A 14,870-nucleotide genomic window follows, 5' to 3' on the forward strand; every position below is an offset into this window, starting at 1 on the left:
TTTCTTTGACGCTAGTAAAAAAATTTTGCTACGTCAAAAGAAGTTTAACTGGCAAGGAAAACGCCGTGAGCAACGCCACCCTGACCGGCCGCCGGGGCGCCCTTCCTGCCCGGCTCGCTTCCCTGCTGTGGTTTGCCGCCACGATTGCGCTGACCTTTCTCGGCCTGCTCGCCATCACCTTTGTCATCGGCCGCGTCGTGCCGATTGACCCGGTGCTGGCTGTCGTCGGCGACCGGGCACCGAAGGAAGTCTATGACGCGGTGCGCCTGCAGATGGGCATCGATGATCCGCTGCCCGTCCAGTTCGTCCGCTATGTGGGCGATGTGCTGCAGGGCGATCTCGGCCGGGCGGTGACGACCTCCAATCCGGTGATCGAGGATCTGGCGCGGGTGTTCCCCGCCACCTTCGAGATGGCAACGCTCGGCATCATCATCGGCGTTGCCGTTGGCGTGCCGCTGGGTGTGTGGGCCGCCGCGCGGCAGGGCAGCGTCATCGACCAGATCATCCGCGTCATCGGCCTTGCCGGCTATGCCGTTCCTGCCTTCTGGCTCGGGCTTGTCGGCCTCGTGCTGTTTTACGCCAAGCTCAAGTGGGTTGGCGGGCCGGGGCGGATCGACATTTTCCTTGATGGCATGGTGACGCCGCGCACCGGGCTGCTGCTGGTGGACAGTCTGATCGACCGCGACATGGACAGCTTCAAAAGCGCCTTCGCCCACATCATCCTGCCGGCCACCATCCTCGGCTTCTTCGCCCTCGCCTATATCGCCCGCATGACGCGCTCCTTCATGCTGGAGCAGCTGGGGCAGGAGTTCATCACCACCGCCCGCGTCAAGGGCGCGCCGGAGCGGGTGGTGATCTGGCGCCACGCCTTCCGCCCGATCCGCGTGCAGCTGATCACCGTCATCGGCCTGTCCTATGCCGGGCTGCTGGAGGGCTCGGTGATGATCGAGACCGTGTTCTCCTGGCCGGGCATCGGCAACTACCTCACCAACGCCCTGCTCAATGCCGACATGAACGCGGTGCTGGGCGCAACGCTGGTGATCGGCGCCGTCTTCATCTGCATCAACAAGCTGTCTGATGCGCTTTATCTCCTTCTCGACCCGAGGGCCCGCGCATGAGCTCGACCCGCGACTGGCTGCTGGACGAAACACCCGCCACCCGCCTGCAGGCCCAGCTGGGCCAGGCCTACCGCACCTTGCGCGCGCTCTTGCGCAATCCGCTGACGGTGGTGGGGCTGGTGATCATCCTCACCCTGCTGCTGACGGCCGCCTTCGCGCCATGGATCGCCCCCTACAGCCCGATTGAAGGCCAGCTGACCGAACGCCTGCTGCCCCCCTCCGCCGCGCACTGGATGGGCACGGACGAGTTGGGCCGCGACATCTTCAGCCGCGTTGTCCATGGCGCCCGCATCACACTGTTCATCGTGCTGCTGGTGGCGATCATTTCCGCGCCGCTCGGCCTCATCATCGGCGCCGTCTCCGGCTATTTCGGCGGCGTGGCCGACCGCATCATCATGGGGCTCACGGATATTTTTCTCTCCATGCCCCGGTTGATTCTCGCCCTTGCCTTTGTCGCCGCCCTCGGGCCCGGCATCGAGAATGCGGTGATCGCCATCGCCATCACCGCCTGGCCGGTCTATGCCCGCCTTGCCCGCGCTGAAACGCTGACCATCCGCAAGGCGGAGTTCATCGCCGCCGTACGGATGCAGGGCGCGAGCCATGGCCGCATCATCCTGCGCCACATCCTGCCGCTGTGCATGTCCTCCACCATCGTCCGCGTCACGCTGGACATGGCGGGCATCATCCTGACCGCCGCAGGCCTCGGCTTCCTCGGCCTTGGGGCGCAGCCGCCGCTGCCCGAATGGGGCGCGATGATCTCCCGCGGGCGGGCTTTCATTCTGGATCAGTGGTGGGTGGCCACCATGCCCGGTTTTGCCATCGTTATCGTCAGCCTCGGCTTCTGCCTGTTCGGCGACGGTCTGCGCGACGTGCTTGATCCGCGCCAGCGCACGAAATGAGGGACCGGTCATGAGCACGCTTCTCGACGTTCAGAACCTCAAGGTCCGTTTCCCCACCGAGCGCGGCGAGGTGGAGGTGGTCAAGGGCATCAGCTTCTCGCTGGGCCGCGAGCGGCTTGGCATCGTGGGCGAGTCCGGCTCCGGCAAGTCGATGACAGGCAGGTCGATCATGGGCCTGATCGGCCATCCGGGCCGCGTCACTGCAGACCGGATGATGTTTGACGGGATTGACCTCACGAAAACCGGTGAGGCCGGATACCGGCGCCTGCGCGGGGCGCGCATGTCCATGGTGATGCAGGACCCGAAGTTCTCGCTGAACCCTGTGATGCGCATCGGCGAGCAGATCGGCGAAGCCCTCGCCTTCCATGCGCGGATGAGCGCAAAGGCGCGCAAGGCCAAGGTTCTGGAAGCGCTGGAAGCGGTGCGGATCAATGATCCGGAGCGGGTCTATGCGCTTTATCCGCATGAAGTTTCGGGCGGCATGGGCCAGCGGGTGATGGTCGCCATGATGGTGATCCTGGAACCGGACCTGATGATCGCCGACGAGCCGACCTCGGCGCTGGATGTCTCCGTCCGCGCGCAGGTGCTGGAAATCATGGACGATCTCGTCCGCCGCCGCGGCATGGGCCTGATGCTGATCAGTCACGACCTCAACATGGTCTCGCACTGGTGCGACCGCATCCTCGTCATGTTCAACGGCGAAATCGTCGAGGAATGCGCCGCAGGCAAGCTGCATGAGGCGAAGCACCCCTACACGCAGGGGCTCATCGCCTCCCTGCCCCGCCTCAACGAGACCCGCGAGCGCCTGCCCGTGCTCGACCGCGCCGCACTGGAGAAACTCAAATGATCGGCGTTGAAGGCCTCACGGTTGTCTATGGCAACACGGCGGTGGTGCGGGATGTCAGCTTTTCCGTCGCCACGGGCGAGAGTTTCGCGCTGGTGGGGGAATCGGGCTCCGGCAAGTCCACCATCCTGAAGGCGCTGGCCGGACAGGTGGACAACTGGTCCGGCGCACTGACGCTGAGCGGCCTGCCGCTCGGCCACAAGCGCACCAAGGCGATGATGCGCCACGTGCAGATGGTGTTTCAGGACCCCTACGGCTCGCTGCATCCGCGCAAGACGGTGGATGACACCTTGAGCGAACCGCTGGCAATCCATGGGCTTGGCGGCCGGGACCAGCGGGTGCTGTCCATGCTGGATGCGGTCGGCCTTGCCCGCAAGTTCCGCTTCCGCCTGCCGCATCAGCTCTCCGGCGGTCAGCGTCAGCGTGTGGCCATCGCCCGCGCCCTGATGCTGGAGCCGGAGCTGCTGCTGCTTGATGAACCCACGTCTGCACTCGACGTGTCGGTGCAGGCGGAAATCCTCAACCTGCTGAAGTCCCTGCGCGAGGAGCGCGGCCTCACCTATCTGCTCGTCACCCACGACCTGCCGGTGGTCTCCTTCCTCTGCGACCGGCTGGGTGTGCTGCGCCATGGCCAGCTGGAGGAAATCGCCCCTGTGTCCGCCCTGAAGGCAGGCGCCCTGACCAGTGCCTATGGCCGCGAACTGGTGGAGCGCAGCGAGGCTTTCTTCGCCGAGATCCGTGCAGCCTGAAACACGCTGCAGACCTGAACGTAAAAGGGCGGCCCGATCAGCCGCCCTTTTTGTTTTCGGAGCCGCCGGAAACCGGCATCAGGCGCCCATCGGCACGCGGGCCATGGCTTCCAGCAAGGCAACCCGGTGCTCTTCGACCAAGGCCTCCCGAAGATTGCGAAAGGGTGTTTCCCGGGGGACGCCGAAGGCAAGCACTTGCAGAACGTTAAGCTTTTTTGGGAAGATTGGCGGGCGAAGGCCGAATTGCCCAGCGTCCGCATCCATGATCTGAACCACACCTTCGCATCGCTGCAAGTTTCCGGCGGCATGACGCTGCCGATGATCGGCAAGCTCCTCTGCCACTTGCAAATTCAGACAACGCAACGCTACGCCCACCTGCTCGACGAACCTCTCCGCGCCAAGGTGGAACATGTGGATCAACTCCTGAACCCCACATTGGAGTATACGCGACTAGCAGAGTTGAAGTCACATCTTACAATGGAGCTCTGCATTGGTTATGCGTTTCGTTGCCGCCGCAGCCCGTGAAGTCGGAGATATGCTGGATCACGCGCAATGTCGGGACAGGCCGCGATACACTCACCAAGTAGCCCAGCGAGATCATTCGGAACAGGAAATAGCGTCGGGTCGATCAGTGCATTGGTCAGCTTCACGAAGGCCAGCGGATGCAGGCGAACGAGCTCGCCGTGCCGGTTCTCCAGCCGCAGAGAATGCGAAATCTGGTACAGTTGGTAAGGGACTATCACATCAAGAATTGCATCGACGGCTTCCGGGAAAGCGTCACCGCATTCAAGCGCCATCAGGACGAGATTCTGACTCGTACTCTTGGAGCGCAGGCGAACATCAAGTGGCCAGATTTGCCGGAACAGCGGCCCAACCAATGTTCGCCAGCGTGCTGGCTTGTCGGGGACGTCAACATCAGCATCTTCGTCTTCAGCATTCCCGCCTCCAGCCTTCTCCATCATGCGCCAGAAATTCCATGAAACATTCCGACGCGCGGAGGCAGGCCCAACGGTGAGAGCACGGCGGACTTCTGCGGTGGTGAGGTTGTACTCAGGTGATTCTCCACGCTGGTGCCAAATGGCGACACTGAGCAAATTCGACATCAGCCCTTCGAGTTCATTGTCGGAGAGGTCCTGGCGTTCGAAAGCTGCCAACACTGCGGGCTTGAGCGCATTGAACAGACGCGCCGAGCCAACGCCGCCATGCGCAAAGGAACGCCACAATGATAACGCTTCGGGATGGTCCCAATTGAGACGTGGCTGTAGGCTCATTTCAGTCCATGCAGGATCGATCGCTTCAAGATAGGCTAGCGAACGGGCGAGATAGACACGCGCCAAGAGGCCCGGCCTTCCAGGTGCATTAGCAAGCCGATCAAAGCGAGGCTTGAGCTCAGCATCAAGCCCGCTGTGCCTTTGTGGTTTCGATGTAGTGAGAGCATCCAGCAAGGACCAAGCCAACATACCGCCGGGCCTATTCAGCGATTCCGTTAGAAGGTCGTCGTCGCGCTCCACCTCGGCCGCGCCGTTTTGAGGTGCATAGGCTCGATCGGCGAAGAGATCCCAAAGCGGCAAGAACCGGGGACCGCCGGGCAGATCCGGCACCGACAAGGCCTCTCGTTGCCGCTGCAACCAGGAGGCTGCTGCAGGCAGTAAATCGATAAGCGAGGCTTGGGGCATCCTCAACATCAGATCGGCGAGCGCGAATTGAAAAGGGACGTCGCCCTTGTCATTCGCGGCCCATAGCAGGCTGCGCCACGCCTCTGCGTCCCACTGCCCGTCGTCCGCATCGAGCCGAAGCCCGCGCAGGGCACGCTCCGGATCGGCGGAACAAAACACACGCCAAACATCACCTTGTTCGAAGTGCCTTTCGCGCTGTAGGCGCATCGCCTCCTTCACCAACGCCTCGTCGGCAACATCCGCAAGCAGCTCGGGCTGTCCGTCCGGACCTGAACGCATTTCATGCCAGAAATGGAAATCGTCACGGTCCCCTGCGCTCGGCCTCCAAGTCGGATGTCGCGCAGAAATCTCCCCAATTGCCTGCTGACTCTCAGCTGTCAGCGCCCCACCCGCGAGCTCAATGCGCTTCAAACGTCTGAAAATCGACGAGTCTTGTATGGAGCGCCACTCCTCCTCATTCTCGAAGGCGTCGGCGGAATAGAGATCGCGCGGTGCGCCTTGACGAATCCGGGTTTCGATGGCCAGCCGGTCAGGATTGCCGAAATGCGCCCACCGTGTGGCGAGCAGGCGCATGATTTCCACGCGCGCGTTGCCCCAGAACACTTCATCGTCGAGTTTGATCACGGCAGCCGCTGCCTCTGCAGGCGTGAACGCTGCGTGCTCATGCGCAAACAGTGAAAGCCGGCGGACCAGCAGAAACGGCGAATCCGCCCACGGTTGAACCAGCGCGCGAGCCCGATTGGCATCGCGAGCAACCAAACGATGCCAGACATCCGCCAGCGCCCGTGTGATGGGGTAGAACCCCGATCGGTGAGCGTTCTGCGGATGCCGTGCGACGGAAGGCACGTCGAAATTTGTCGCATCCCAGCCATCTAGAAGGCCAACATCTTGAGCTTCTTCGAGCGCATCCAGCAGCGCCCTGTCCAGCGTACGGAAAAGCGCGATTTCCTGATCGGCATCTTGCGGCCAGGCGGCCAGGATCTCATCGGCCGGCGGGTGTTTGGCAGAATCAAACTCAAAATGTAGCAGATCGTGAAGAGCCTCCGGAGCATCAACGTCACGTACTTCCTCGGCCCAGCGAAACGCCTTTCTGATTTGCAGCCGCGGACGCAGAATCCGGCTTATGAGACGGCGCGCCTCAAAGTCCGCTTCGCCACGCTTTATGTTCGGTGCGATGAGAAACCAGCTGTCGTCGAGAAAGTCGGCGCGCGTCGTCCGTTTGCCGGCAAGCAAAAGCCGCCACGCTCTCGCACGCAGAGGCGTTAGAGCCGCCCGCTCGCGTTCCAGCGCGCGGTTAATATGCCAGCGTGCCTGCTCGTCGAGCGTAGGGAGCCCCGCACAGGCTCTAATCATTGAGGGGTCGTTGATGCGTTTTGCGATCCATTCGCCCGGCAGCAACCTATCTCGATCGAATACGCGCTTTTCGACAAGGACAGGTAGCCATTCCGCAGCTGGCGATAGATCGCCGAGCAACTGACAGGCGTCGCCATGCCCCAGCAGCGCCACGCACTCCTGAAGGGGGCCCTCGGATACGGCGGAGGGAGTCTCCGCCAGAATGGGACGCAGTTGCCCGCTGCGCCACTCAGTGGGGTCTTCCGCGTAATTCCGCCACTCCCGGAGGGAATCATAAAGTGCCGAGTGATCGTCGCCTGCAGCCCTATACAGAATCGGTTCGACCGCCTTCGCGGCCCAGAGCGCCCGAACCAGCTCTTCATTTCCGGGTTCTGAAGAAGCGAAGGCATAGACCTTCTGCAAATCGGGAAATCGCTCGCGGTCAGCCTCCAGAGCTTCGAGCAAATACCGCATGGGAGGGTCGTCAGCTTGATAGCCGACCAGCACAACGGTGTACGCCCGCACCAGATCGTAAATGTAACGAGAGGCCCATCCGGTGCGCAGATAAGCGTCGCCAAACTCTGCACTGGTCAGAACCAGGTCCGTGTCGATCGCGTGAAGCTCGGGTCGAGGATCGCCCAGCCTCCCGTGAAGATGCAATACGCCAGCACACCCAGCAACCTTTGGTTGCGGAATCGCCACACCAGCATGACTGGCCATAGCAGATCGATTTTTCTCAAACCACGCTCTTTCAAACAACGTGTCAAAGTTGGTTGTAAGAATCCGGTTGCGCCCTTCTGCGTCTCGCGACAGTTCCAGCAAAGCTAAATGATTGGCGAGATCGACATTGTCGGGTGGCGTCAGAACATCTCGGACGGCGGACCTAATACGATCTCGCATACCGCGGTTTCGAGGCGCGTCCGATGCCACCAGCCGCCGCTCTAGGCATCGAAGTACTCGGTCATATTGGCCCTCCAGCGCTCCCCCTTCGCGCATCCCCTCCCGTTCCGCTGGATGCAGATTCCAATCTTCGCCCAAGCTCTTATACACGCCTTCAACGAGGCCCCTAAACAGCGGCAAGCCGACGCTGCGCGACACGCCAGCGCCGCACACGAAGATGGTCTGACCCTTTTCTTGAGCCAGAACCAGATCAAGGGGAATTTCTGGGCCGTTCTCAGCAAATCGCATAATCCAGCACCCTATACACGCTTCATCCCCCTCCAGATCGCCGGAACTTTCCACCTCATCGCCCGCTCGTCGGGCGGCGGGAAACTCTCCCGGCCTGTGAACCAACCTTTCATATCGCGCAGCAGTTCGCCCTGACTAGCAGGCATTCCGTGATCATGCACGCGCCAGCGTGTGGCCATCGCCCGCGCCCTGATGCTGGAGCCGGAGCTGCTGCTGCTGGATGAGCCGACCTCGGCGCTCGACGTGTCGGTGCAGGCGGAAATCCTCAACCTGCTGAAATCCCTGCGCGAGGAGCGCGGCCTCACCTATCTGCTCGTCACCCACGACCTGCCGGTGGTCTCCTTCCTCTGCGACCGGCTGGGTGTGCTCCGCAATGGCCAACTGGAGGAAATCGCGCCGGTCTCTGCGCTGAAGGCCGGTGCGCTGACTAGTGCCTATGGCCGCGAACTGGTGGAGCGGAGCGAGGCGTTCTGAGAAGCTTCCTCTGATATTGGACTAGTGGAGCCCTGAAACTCCGACCGGTAGCGGGATGGCGGCACGGTCATGATCCGGCGGAAATGCAGGCGGAAGGTTTCCGGCGCGCCGAAGCCGCAACGGGCGGCGATGACATCGATGCTCTCGCTGCTTGCCTCCAGCAGATGGCAGGCATGGCGGATGCGGGCGCGGATCAGCCAGTCGAGCGGGGCCAGACCCGTGGCATCGCGGAAGCGGCGGCTGAGGGTGCGCAGGCTGCAGCAGGCCACTTCTGCCATCCGCGGCAAGTCCCACTCCTGATCAAGCTCCCGCTCGATCTGCTCCAGCAGGGGCGCCAGCGAGCCTTGAGGAAAACGGGCAACGGGCCTTGGCACGAACTGCGCCTGCCCGCCCTCCCGCTGCGCCGGAACCACAAGGCTGCGGGCCAGCGCATTGGCCGCCTGCCAGCCGAAATCCCGGCGGACCAGCGACAGGGACAGATCGATCCCGGCCGCAGACCCTGCCGCCGTCAGCACGGTGCCATCTTCCACGAACAGCACGTCCTCGACGATGTCAGAGGCAGGCGCGACACGGCGCAGGTCCGGAATGTAGCGCCAGTGCGTCGTCGCCCTGCGGCCATCCAGCAATCCCGCCGCAGCCAGCAGGAAGGCACCGCTGCAGAAGGTGACGAGCCGCGCCCCGCGTCCATGCGCCGCCTGAAGCCTGTCCTTGAGGCCGTGCGGCAGCCGGTGATCCCGCCCCGGCCAGCCGGGCACGAGGATGATATCCGCCTCATCAATGAGGCTCAGCGGTGCATCTGCCCGCACCGAAACGCCGCCGCTGGCCGAGACAGTCTCCATCTCCACCGCCACGGCGGCGAAGCGGTACCACGGCCCCGCCACCTCCGGCTTTTTCGAGGCAAAGACCTCCGTGCAGATGGAGAATTCAAAAAGGCTCAGCCCCTCATAGACCAGCGCCACCGCGAGCGGCGTCTGCTCTGCCGTCTTGCGGCTGATGGCCTGCGCCTGAACACCCATAATGCCCTCTTTGATCACATGGCACGATCCTACCGAACAATGGCATTCAGGCCAATGGTGGCGAAACGGATTTCCGGCAATCTTCAGCCCATCCCAGCCCGGCCCTGCCGCAGTCAGACGCGCCGGAGAAACACGAGGATGAGACGATGCCCAGTTCCGTGACCCAGTTTCCCGCTGCCCCTTCGGCTGAAGCTCTGGCCCATTTCGAGGCACGGCTCGGCTTTGAGACCGATTGCTGGGACGTGCATCACGCCCTTGCCACGGGACAGCAGGACTTCGTGCTCCTGGATGTGCGCAGCCCCGCGCTGTACGGCAGCGGCCATCTGCCCGGCGCGCTCAACCTGCCGCATGGCAAGATGACGGAGCGGCGGATGGCGGAGTTTCCGGAAGGCTCGCTCTTCGTCGTCTACTGCGCCGGGCCCCATTGCAACGGCGCCAACAAGGCCGCCGTCCGCCTCGCCCGGCTCGGCCTGCCCGTCAAGGAACTCATCGGCGGCGTCACCGGCTGGCTGGACGAGGGCTTTGCGCTGGCAAAGGGCATGGAGCCGGGCAGCGTTGCGGAGCTGGAGGGGACGGTGGCTTGAGGCCTGCAGGCTCTCACACCGCCTGTGCGGTCAGGCGGCCTGAACGCTTTTCGTCGGCCAGAACGAGGAAGGAACCGGCAAGGATCAGGGCAGCGCCTGGCCAGAGGTAGCCTTCCGGGGCAAAGCCGAAGGCGAGCCAGCCGGCGAGGATATTCAGCGGCAGTTTCAGGTGGTCGAAGGGCTGCACGAAGGCCGCGTCGGCGCGGGCATAGGCCAGCGTCAGCAGATAATTGGCGCTGACCGTGAAGAGCCCGGCGCCCAGCGCCAGACCAATGCCCCAGCCCTGCGGCAGCACCGTGCCGCCGTCGGCCAGCGCCATCAGCGCGTTGGCGGGCGTCAGCAGCATAAGGAGGAAGAGGGTCACCGTTTCCGGCTCTTCCTCACCGGTCAGGCGCTTGGTGACGAGCGAGACCCCGCCCCAGAGGGCAGCCGCCAGAACCGGCAGAAGGCTGGCCAGCACGAAGTCATCCGACCAGGGCGCCAGCAGGATCATGCCGCCGGCAAAGCCGGTGAGCGTTGCCAGCCAGCGCAGCGGACTGACGGCCTCTCCCAGAAACAGCCGCGCTCCGGCGATGACGAAGAAGGGCGAGGTCATCACCAGCGCAATGGCCTGCCAGATCGGCACATGGGCCAGACCGAAGGCCCAGGCCTGCACCCCGCCGACGGCCAGCACGACGCGCAGCGCATGCAGGCCGGGGCGGCGCATGGTGAAGCGCCTCAACCCGCCGCGCAGCACCAGCGGCAGGGCAAAAAGGAAGGCGACGAAGTATTGCCAGAAAGCCGCACTTGAGGCGGGCAGCCCGTGCAGCATCGTCGCGCCCTGCAGGCACAGATTGACGATGGCAAAGGATGCCCCTGCCCCCACCATGCAGGCGGCGGCCGCAAGCGGCTGACGGGAAAAGCTATTTGCGGACATGCACGGCGCTCCAACGCTGTCGTCATGTCCCCGGGGACAATCATGCACATGGCAAGCCGCACCCGTTTGCGGCGGGCGGGCCAGCTGGCGCACAAGCTCTCTTTCATCCGGACTATACCGTCGGCTCCGGCATCGCACCGGATCTGCTGACCCTCTCCGGCAAGCCGGAGAGGCGCTCGCGGGCTCCGGGCAGAAACAACACCGCCCGATACCGCCGGTGGGGAATTGCACCCCGCCCCGAGAACTTCTGTGCCAAGGCATAGACCCGCCTGCCCTGTTGACGCAAGAGGGCAGATCAGGATTTTTCAGTCAGACTGAAAGCCAGCTGCCGATATCGGCTGGCTCGCTGGCGATCAGCGCGGGCTTTTCCGCCTCCAGCTCCTCGCGCGAGCCATAGCCCCAGAGCACGCCGATGCTGCGCAACCCGTTGGCATTGGCGCCGATCAGGTCATGCTTGCGGTCCCCGATCATGACGCACTGCCCGGCCTCGCGCCCCTCTTCGGCCAGGAGATAGGCGATCAGCTCCGCCTTGGCCGAACGGGTGCCGTCCAGCTCCGAGCCATAAACGCGGACGAAATCCGGCATCAGGCCAAAATGCTCGACGATCTTGCCCGCATAGGCATGGGGCTTGGAGGTGGCGACATAGAGGGTGAAACCGGCTGCCGCCAGCTGGCGGGTCAGCGGCGCCATGCCGGTGATCAGCTCGTTCTCGAAAAGGCCGGTGGCCGTGTAGCGCTCGCGGTAAAGCGCCACGGCACGGTCCAGGAGTGCCCTGTCGCTGCTGCTCAGAAGTATGGCAAAGCTGTCCCACAGCGGCGGGCCGATGCACCAGCCGAGTTCTTCGGCTGGTGGCACAACGGCACCCAGGGCTGCGAGGGCATGCTGGATGGACCGCGTAATCCCGGCAAAAGGATCGGTGAGGGTTCCGTCCAGATCAAACAGGACCGTATCGATCCCGCCAGAGGACTGCGTCATTCAAACTCCATGATCACGGCATCCACCGCCAGGCTGTCGCCGGGCTTGGCCTTGATCGAGGAGATAACACAGTCACGTTCGGCGCGAAGCACGTTTTCCATCTTCATGGCTTCGACGATGGCCAGCTGCTCACCCGCCTTCACCTCCTGCCCTTCGGCGACGGCGATGGAGACGACGAGGCCCGGCATCGGGCACAGCAGCAGGCGGGAGGTGTCCGGCGGCAGCTTTTCCGGCATCAGCGCATCCAGCTCCGCCGTGCGCGGGGTCATGACGCGGGCGATGACGGAGAAGCCCTGCCAGTCGAGCCGGTAGCCGCTGCGCACCGGGCGCACCTGCACCGTGACGCGCTTGCCGCCCACCGTGCCGTTCCACAACGCATCCCCCGGCACCCAGCTGGAGGTGACCGTCACCGGCGCACCCTCGCCCACGGCAATGTCCATCTCGATGGGCGTGCCGGGATAGCCTTCGGTGAGGCGCACGGGGATGTAGGCCTTGCCGACCTTCACGGTCCATGCCTCGCGCACCGCACCCGAATGCGGACGCAGGCGGCCCGGCAGATGGTCCAGCCGCTCGCGCCGCAGGGTTTCCATGGTCAGCGCCACGGCCGCCAGCGTTTCCAGCGCAGCCGCATCCGGCTCCGCCGGAGCAAAGCCTTCGGGATACTCTTCGGCGATGAAGCCGGTGGAGAGGGTTCCGGCACGCCAGCGCGGATGGTTCATCAGCGAGGTGAGGAAAGGCACGTTGTGCTGGATGCCATCCACATAGAAAGCATCAAGCGCTTCGGACATGGCCTCGATTGCCCCGGCCCGGTCCGGCGCATGGGTGACCAGTTTGGCGATCATCGGGTCGTAGAACATGGAGATTTCCGAGCCCTCGACCACGCCCGTGTCATTGCGCACGGTCACCCCATCGCTCACTTTTTCCTCCGGCGGGCTGTAGCGCACCAGCCGGCCGATGGAGGGCAGGAAATTGCGGTACGGATCTTCCGCATAGATACGGCTTTCCACCGCCCAGCCATTCAGCTTCACATCAGGCTGGCTGATGGAGAGCTTTTCGCCGGCGGCAACGCGGATCATCTGCTCGACCAGATCGATGCCGGTGATCAGTTCGGTCACCGGATGCTCCACCTGCAGGCGGGTGTTCATTTCCAGGAAGAAGAAGCTCTTGTCCTGCCCGGCGACGAATTCCACCGTGCCGGCGCTGTCGTAGTTCACGGCCTTGGCGAGGGCCACGGCCTGCTCGCCCATGGCGCGGCGGGTGGCCTCGTCCAAGAGCGGCGACGGGGCTTCCTCGATGACCTTCTGGTTGCGGCGCTGGATGGAGCATTCGCGCTCGCCCAGATAAATCACGTTGCCATGCTTGTCGCCCAGCACCTGAATTTCGATATGTCGCGGGTTCTGGATGAATTTCTCGATGAACACGCGGTCATCGCCGAAGGAGGATGCGGCTTCCGACTTGGAGCGGGCAAAGCCCTCATGCACTTCACCGGCGTTCCAGGCGATGCGCATGCCCTTGCCGCCGCCACCGGCGGAGGCCTTGATCATCACCGGATAGCCGATTTCCTCCGCGATCTGCACGGCCTCTTCGGGAGACTCGATCACCCCCAGATAGCCCGGCACGGTGCTGACCCTGGCGGCATTGGCGAATTTCTTGGATTCGATCTTGTCCCCCATGGCCTCGATGGCCTTGGGGTTGGGACCGATGAAGACGATGCCTTCCGCTGCCAGCGCTGCCGGAAAAGCGGCGCGCTCGGACAGGAAGCCATAGCCCGGATGCACGGCCTCGGCGCCGGTCTGCTTGCAGGCGGCGATGATCTTGTCCATCACCAGATAGGATTCGGAGGCCGCAGCCGGGCCGATATGCACTGCCTCGTCGGCCATCTCCACATGCAGGGCGTCCCGGTCGGCGTCGGAATAGACGGCTACGGTCCTGATGCCCATGCGCTTCGCGGTCTTGATGACCCGACAGGCGATCTCGCCCCGGTTTGCGATCAGGATCTTTGAAAACATGCCTCGCCTGCTCCCGCGTCCATCTGGCCCGTTCCGTTGCGTGATGAACGGTTTGCCAGCGATATTTGTCAGCCTTCCTTGGGTTTTAGGCGGGCTGTACCTGTGGCGCAATATCACCAAAGGATGAGCCGGTGCAGCATTGCCAGCCGGCAGGCATCTGCGGCCTCAAAGCCCGGCGCTGGATTTTCCCCCGCCAATCGCCTATCACCCGCTGGCCTGCCGCCCCTGTCTGCTGCGGCACCAGCCTGTGAGCCCTCCATGGATGCCATTCACCTCGAAGATCTTGCCTTCTACGCCTATCACGGGCTTTACGAGGAGGAGATGCGCCTGGGCCAGAGGTTCATCGTCGACATGAGCTGCTGGCTCGATCTCGGGCCCGCCAGCCGCGAAGACGAGTATGACCTTACGGTCTGCTATGGCATGCTGGTGAAGACCATCGAAGGCGTGGTGCTAAACAACCGCTTCAATCTCATCGAGCGCCTGGCCGGGGCGATCATCGAGGCGATTCTGGCGGCCGACAGCAGGATCGAAAAGGTGCGGGTGCGGGTGCACAAGCCGGGTGCGCCTCTTCCCATTGCGCAGGGGCGCGCCAGTGTCGAGCTGGAGCGCACACGCGATCGTTAAGGCGTGCGGGCTGCCCTGCCCTTGCCGCCCGTCTGCGGGAACCTAGGTTCCACCGGGCCGTTATATCTCAAACCGGCAGGTGTTTCCCCGGACTTGCCGCTTCCCTTGAGGGAGCAGAAGGATCGGGTGCGTCTTGATGGAGATGATGATGTCTGGATTCATGCGACATGCGGCCCTTGCGCTGACGGTCCTCGCAGCTGGCACGAGCGTTGCCGCAGCAAGGCCCGACCTGCGGCAGATGACCTGCGCCGAAGCTCAGCAGACCGTGCTGCGCAATGGTGCCGTGGTCTTCACCACCGGGCCTTACACCTATGACCGTTTCGTCGCCAATCACTCCTATTGCGACCGCTGGGAAGAGGCGGTGCCGGTGACCGCCGCCACGCGCGACACGCCGCAGTGCCCTGTGGCCTACAAATGCCAGGAACCGGCCTTCAACAACCGCTTCGGCTGGGATGACTGATCTGCC

Annotated in this window: 13 protein-coding genes, 1 pseudogene and 1 riboswitch; of the genes and pseudogenes, 9 read left to right on the forward strand and 5 right to left on the reverse strand. The window is 63.6% G+C overall.

Annotation, left to right across the window (positions count from 1 at the left end; translation table 11 throughout):
* Positions 1 to 65 precede the first annotated feature (65 nt).
* The 5 genes from AC0CMF_RS05875 (at position 66) to AC0CMF_RS05895 (ending at position 4,135) form a co-directional block, all read left to right on the forward strand.
* A complete protein-coding gene (locus AC0CMF_RS05875; RefSeq protein WP_058900154.1) occupies positions 66 to 1,118 on the forward strand; it encodes an ABC transporter permease in 1,053 nt (350 codons plus the stop codon).
* Complete coding sequence (locus AC0CMF_RS05880; protein ID WP_374629288.1) at positions 1,115 to 2,017, forward strand: ABC transporter permease; 903 nt, start codon at positions 1,115 to 1,117, stop codon at positions 2,015 to 2,017. Before AC0CMF_RS05875 ends, AC0CMF_RS05880 begins: the two co-directional genes overlap by 4 nt.
* Before the next feature lie 10 nt (positions 2,018 to 2,027).
* On the forward strand, positions 2,028 to 2,864 hold the full coding sequence (locus tag AC0CMF_RS05885) for an ABC transporter ATP-binding protein (RefSeq protein ID WP_374629289.1): 837 nt from the start codon (positions 2,028 to 2,030) through the stop codon (positions 2,862 to 2,864).
* Positions 2,861 to 3,610: an ABC transporter ATP-binding protein gene (locus AC0CMF_RS05890; RefSeq protein ID WP_374629290.1), complete on the forward strand. Its 750-nt coding sequence runs from the start codon at positions 2,861 to 2,863 to the stop codon at positions 3,608 to 3,610. The genes AC0CMF_RS05885 and AC0CMF_RS05890 overlap by 4 nt, the downstream gene beginning before the upstream one ends.
* Before the next feature lie 126 nt (positions 3,611 to 3,736).
* Positions 3,737 to 4,135: a tyrosine-type recombinase/integrase gene (locus AC0CMF_RS05895; RefSeq protein ID WP_374629291.1), complete on the forward strand. Its 399-nt coding sequence runs from the start codon at positions 3,737 to 3,739 to the stop codon at positions 4,133 to 4,135.
* Here the strand turns inward: AC0CMF_RS05895 and AC0CMF_RS05900 are convergent.
* On the reverse strand, positions 4,105 to 7,806 hold the full coding sequence (locus tag AC0CMF_RS05900; RefSeq protein ID WP_374629292.1) for an SIR2 family protein: 3,702 nt from the start codon (positions 7,804 to 7,806) through the stop codon (positions 4,105 to 4,107). The two genes, AC0CMF_RS05895 and AC0CMF_RS05900, sit on opposite strands and share 31 nt — an antisense overlap.
* 162 nt (positions 7,807 to 7,968) lie before the next feature.
* Here AC0CMF_RS05900 and AC0CMF_RS05905 point away from each other — a divergent pair.
* Positions 7,969 to 8,280, forward strand: a pseudogene (locus tag AC0CMF_RS05905) (AAA family ATPase); the annotation flags it as partial.
* Here AC0CMF_RS05905 and AC0CMF_RS05910 read toward each other — a convergent pair.
* The gene (locus AC0CMF_RS05910; RefSeq protein WP_374629293.1) at positions 8,241 to 9,296 is read right to left on the reverse strand and encodes a helix-turn-helix domain-containing protein; all 1,056 of its coding nucleotides are present in this window, start codon (positions 9,294 to 9,296) and stop codon (positions 8,241 to 8,243) included. The pseudogene AC0CMF_RS05905 and the gene AC0CMF_RS05910 sit on opposite strands and share 40 nt — an antisense overlap.
* Positions 9,297 to 9,442: 146 nt before the next feature.
* Between AC0CMF_RS05910 and AC0CMF_RS05915 the strand changes: the two genes are divergently transcribed.
* A complete protein-coding gene (locus AC0CMF_RS05915; RefSeq protein ID WP_374629294.1) occupies positions 9,443 to 9,880 on the forward strand; it encodes a rhodanese-like domain-containing protein in 438 nt (145 codons plus the stop codon).
* A 13-nt stretch (positions 9,881 to 9,893) separates the two neighbouring features.
* Here the strand turns inward: AC0CMF_RS05915 and AC0CMF_RS05920 are convergent, their stop codons facing one another.
* The 3 genes from AC0CMF_RS05920 to AC0CMF_RS05930 form a co-directional block, all read right to left on the reverse strand.
* The gene (locus tag AC0CMF_RS05920; RefSeq protein WP_374629295.1) at positions 9,894 to 10,796 is read right to left on the reverse strand and encodes a DMT family transporter; all 903 of its coding nucleotides are present in this window, start codon (positions 10,794 to 10,796) and stop codon (positions 9,894 to 9,896) included.
* Between the two features lie 91 nt (positions 10,797 to 10,887).
* Positions 10,888 to 11,045, reverse strand: a riboswitch (FMN riboswitch).
* A 60-nt stretch (positions 11,046 to 11,105) separates the two neighbouring features.
* Positions 11,106 to 11,771: an HAD hydrolase-like protein gene (locus AC0CMF_RS05925; protein WP_374629296.1), complete on the reverse strand. Its 666-nt coding sequence runs from the start codon at positions 11,769 to 11,771 to the stop codon at positions 11,106 to 11,108.
* Positions 11,768 to 13,780 carry an acetyl-CoA carboxylase biotin carboxylase subunit gene (locus AC0CMF_RS05930; protein ID WP_374629297.1) on the reverse strand — a complete coding sequence of 671 codons (2,013 nt, stop codon included), beginning with the start codon at positions 13,778 to 13,780 and terminating at the stop codon, positions 11,768 to 11,770. The genes AC0CMF_RS05925 and AC0CMF_RS05930 overlap by 4 nt, the downstream gene beginning before the upstream one ends.
* Before the next feature lie 258 nt (positions 13,781 to 14,038).
* Between AC0CMF_RS05930 and folB the strand changes: the two genes are divergently transcribed.
* Positions 14,039 to 14,404 (forward strand): dihydroneopterin aldolase, encoded by a 366-nt coding sequence (gene folB / locus AC0CMF_RS05935; protein ID WP_374629298.1) that lies wholly within the window; start codon positions 14,039 to 14,041, stop codon positions 14,402 to 14,404.
* Positions 14,405 to 14,552: 148 nt separating this feature from the next.
* Positions 14,553 to 14,864, forward strand: coding sequence for a hypothetical protein (locus AC0CMF_RS05940; protein WP_244284743.1), 312 nt, complete (start codon positions 14,553 to 14,555; stop codon positions 14,862 to 14,864).
* The last annotated feature ends 6 nt before the right edge of the window (positions 14,865 to 14,870 follow it).

It is taken from the genome of Pannonibacter sp. CBAS1226 (assembly GCF_055685825.1).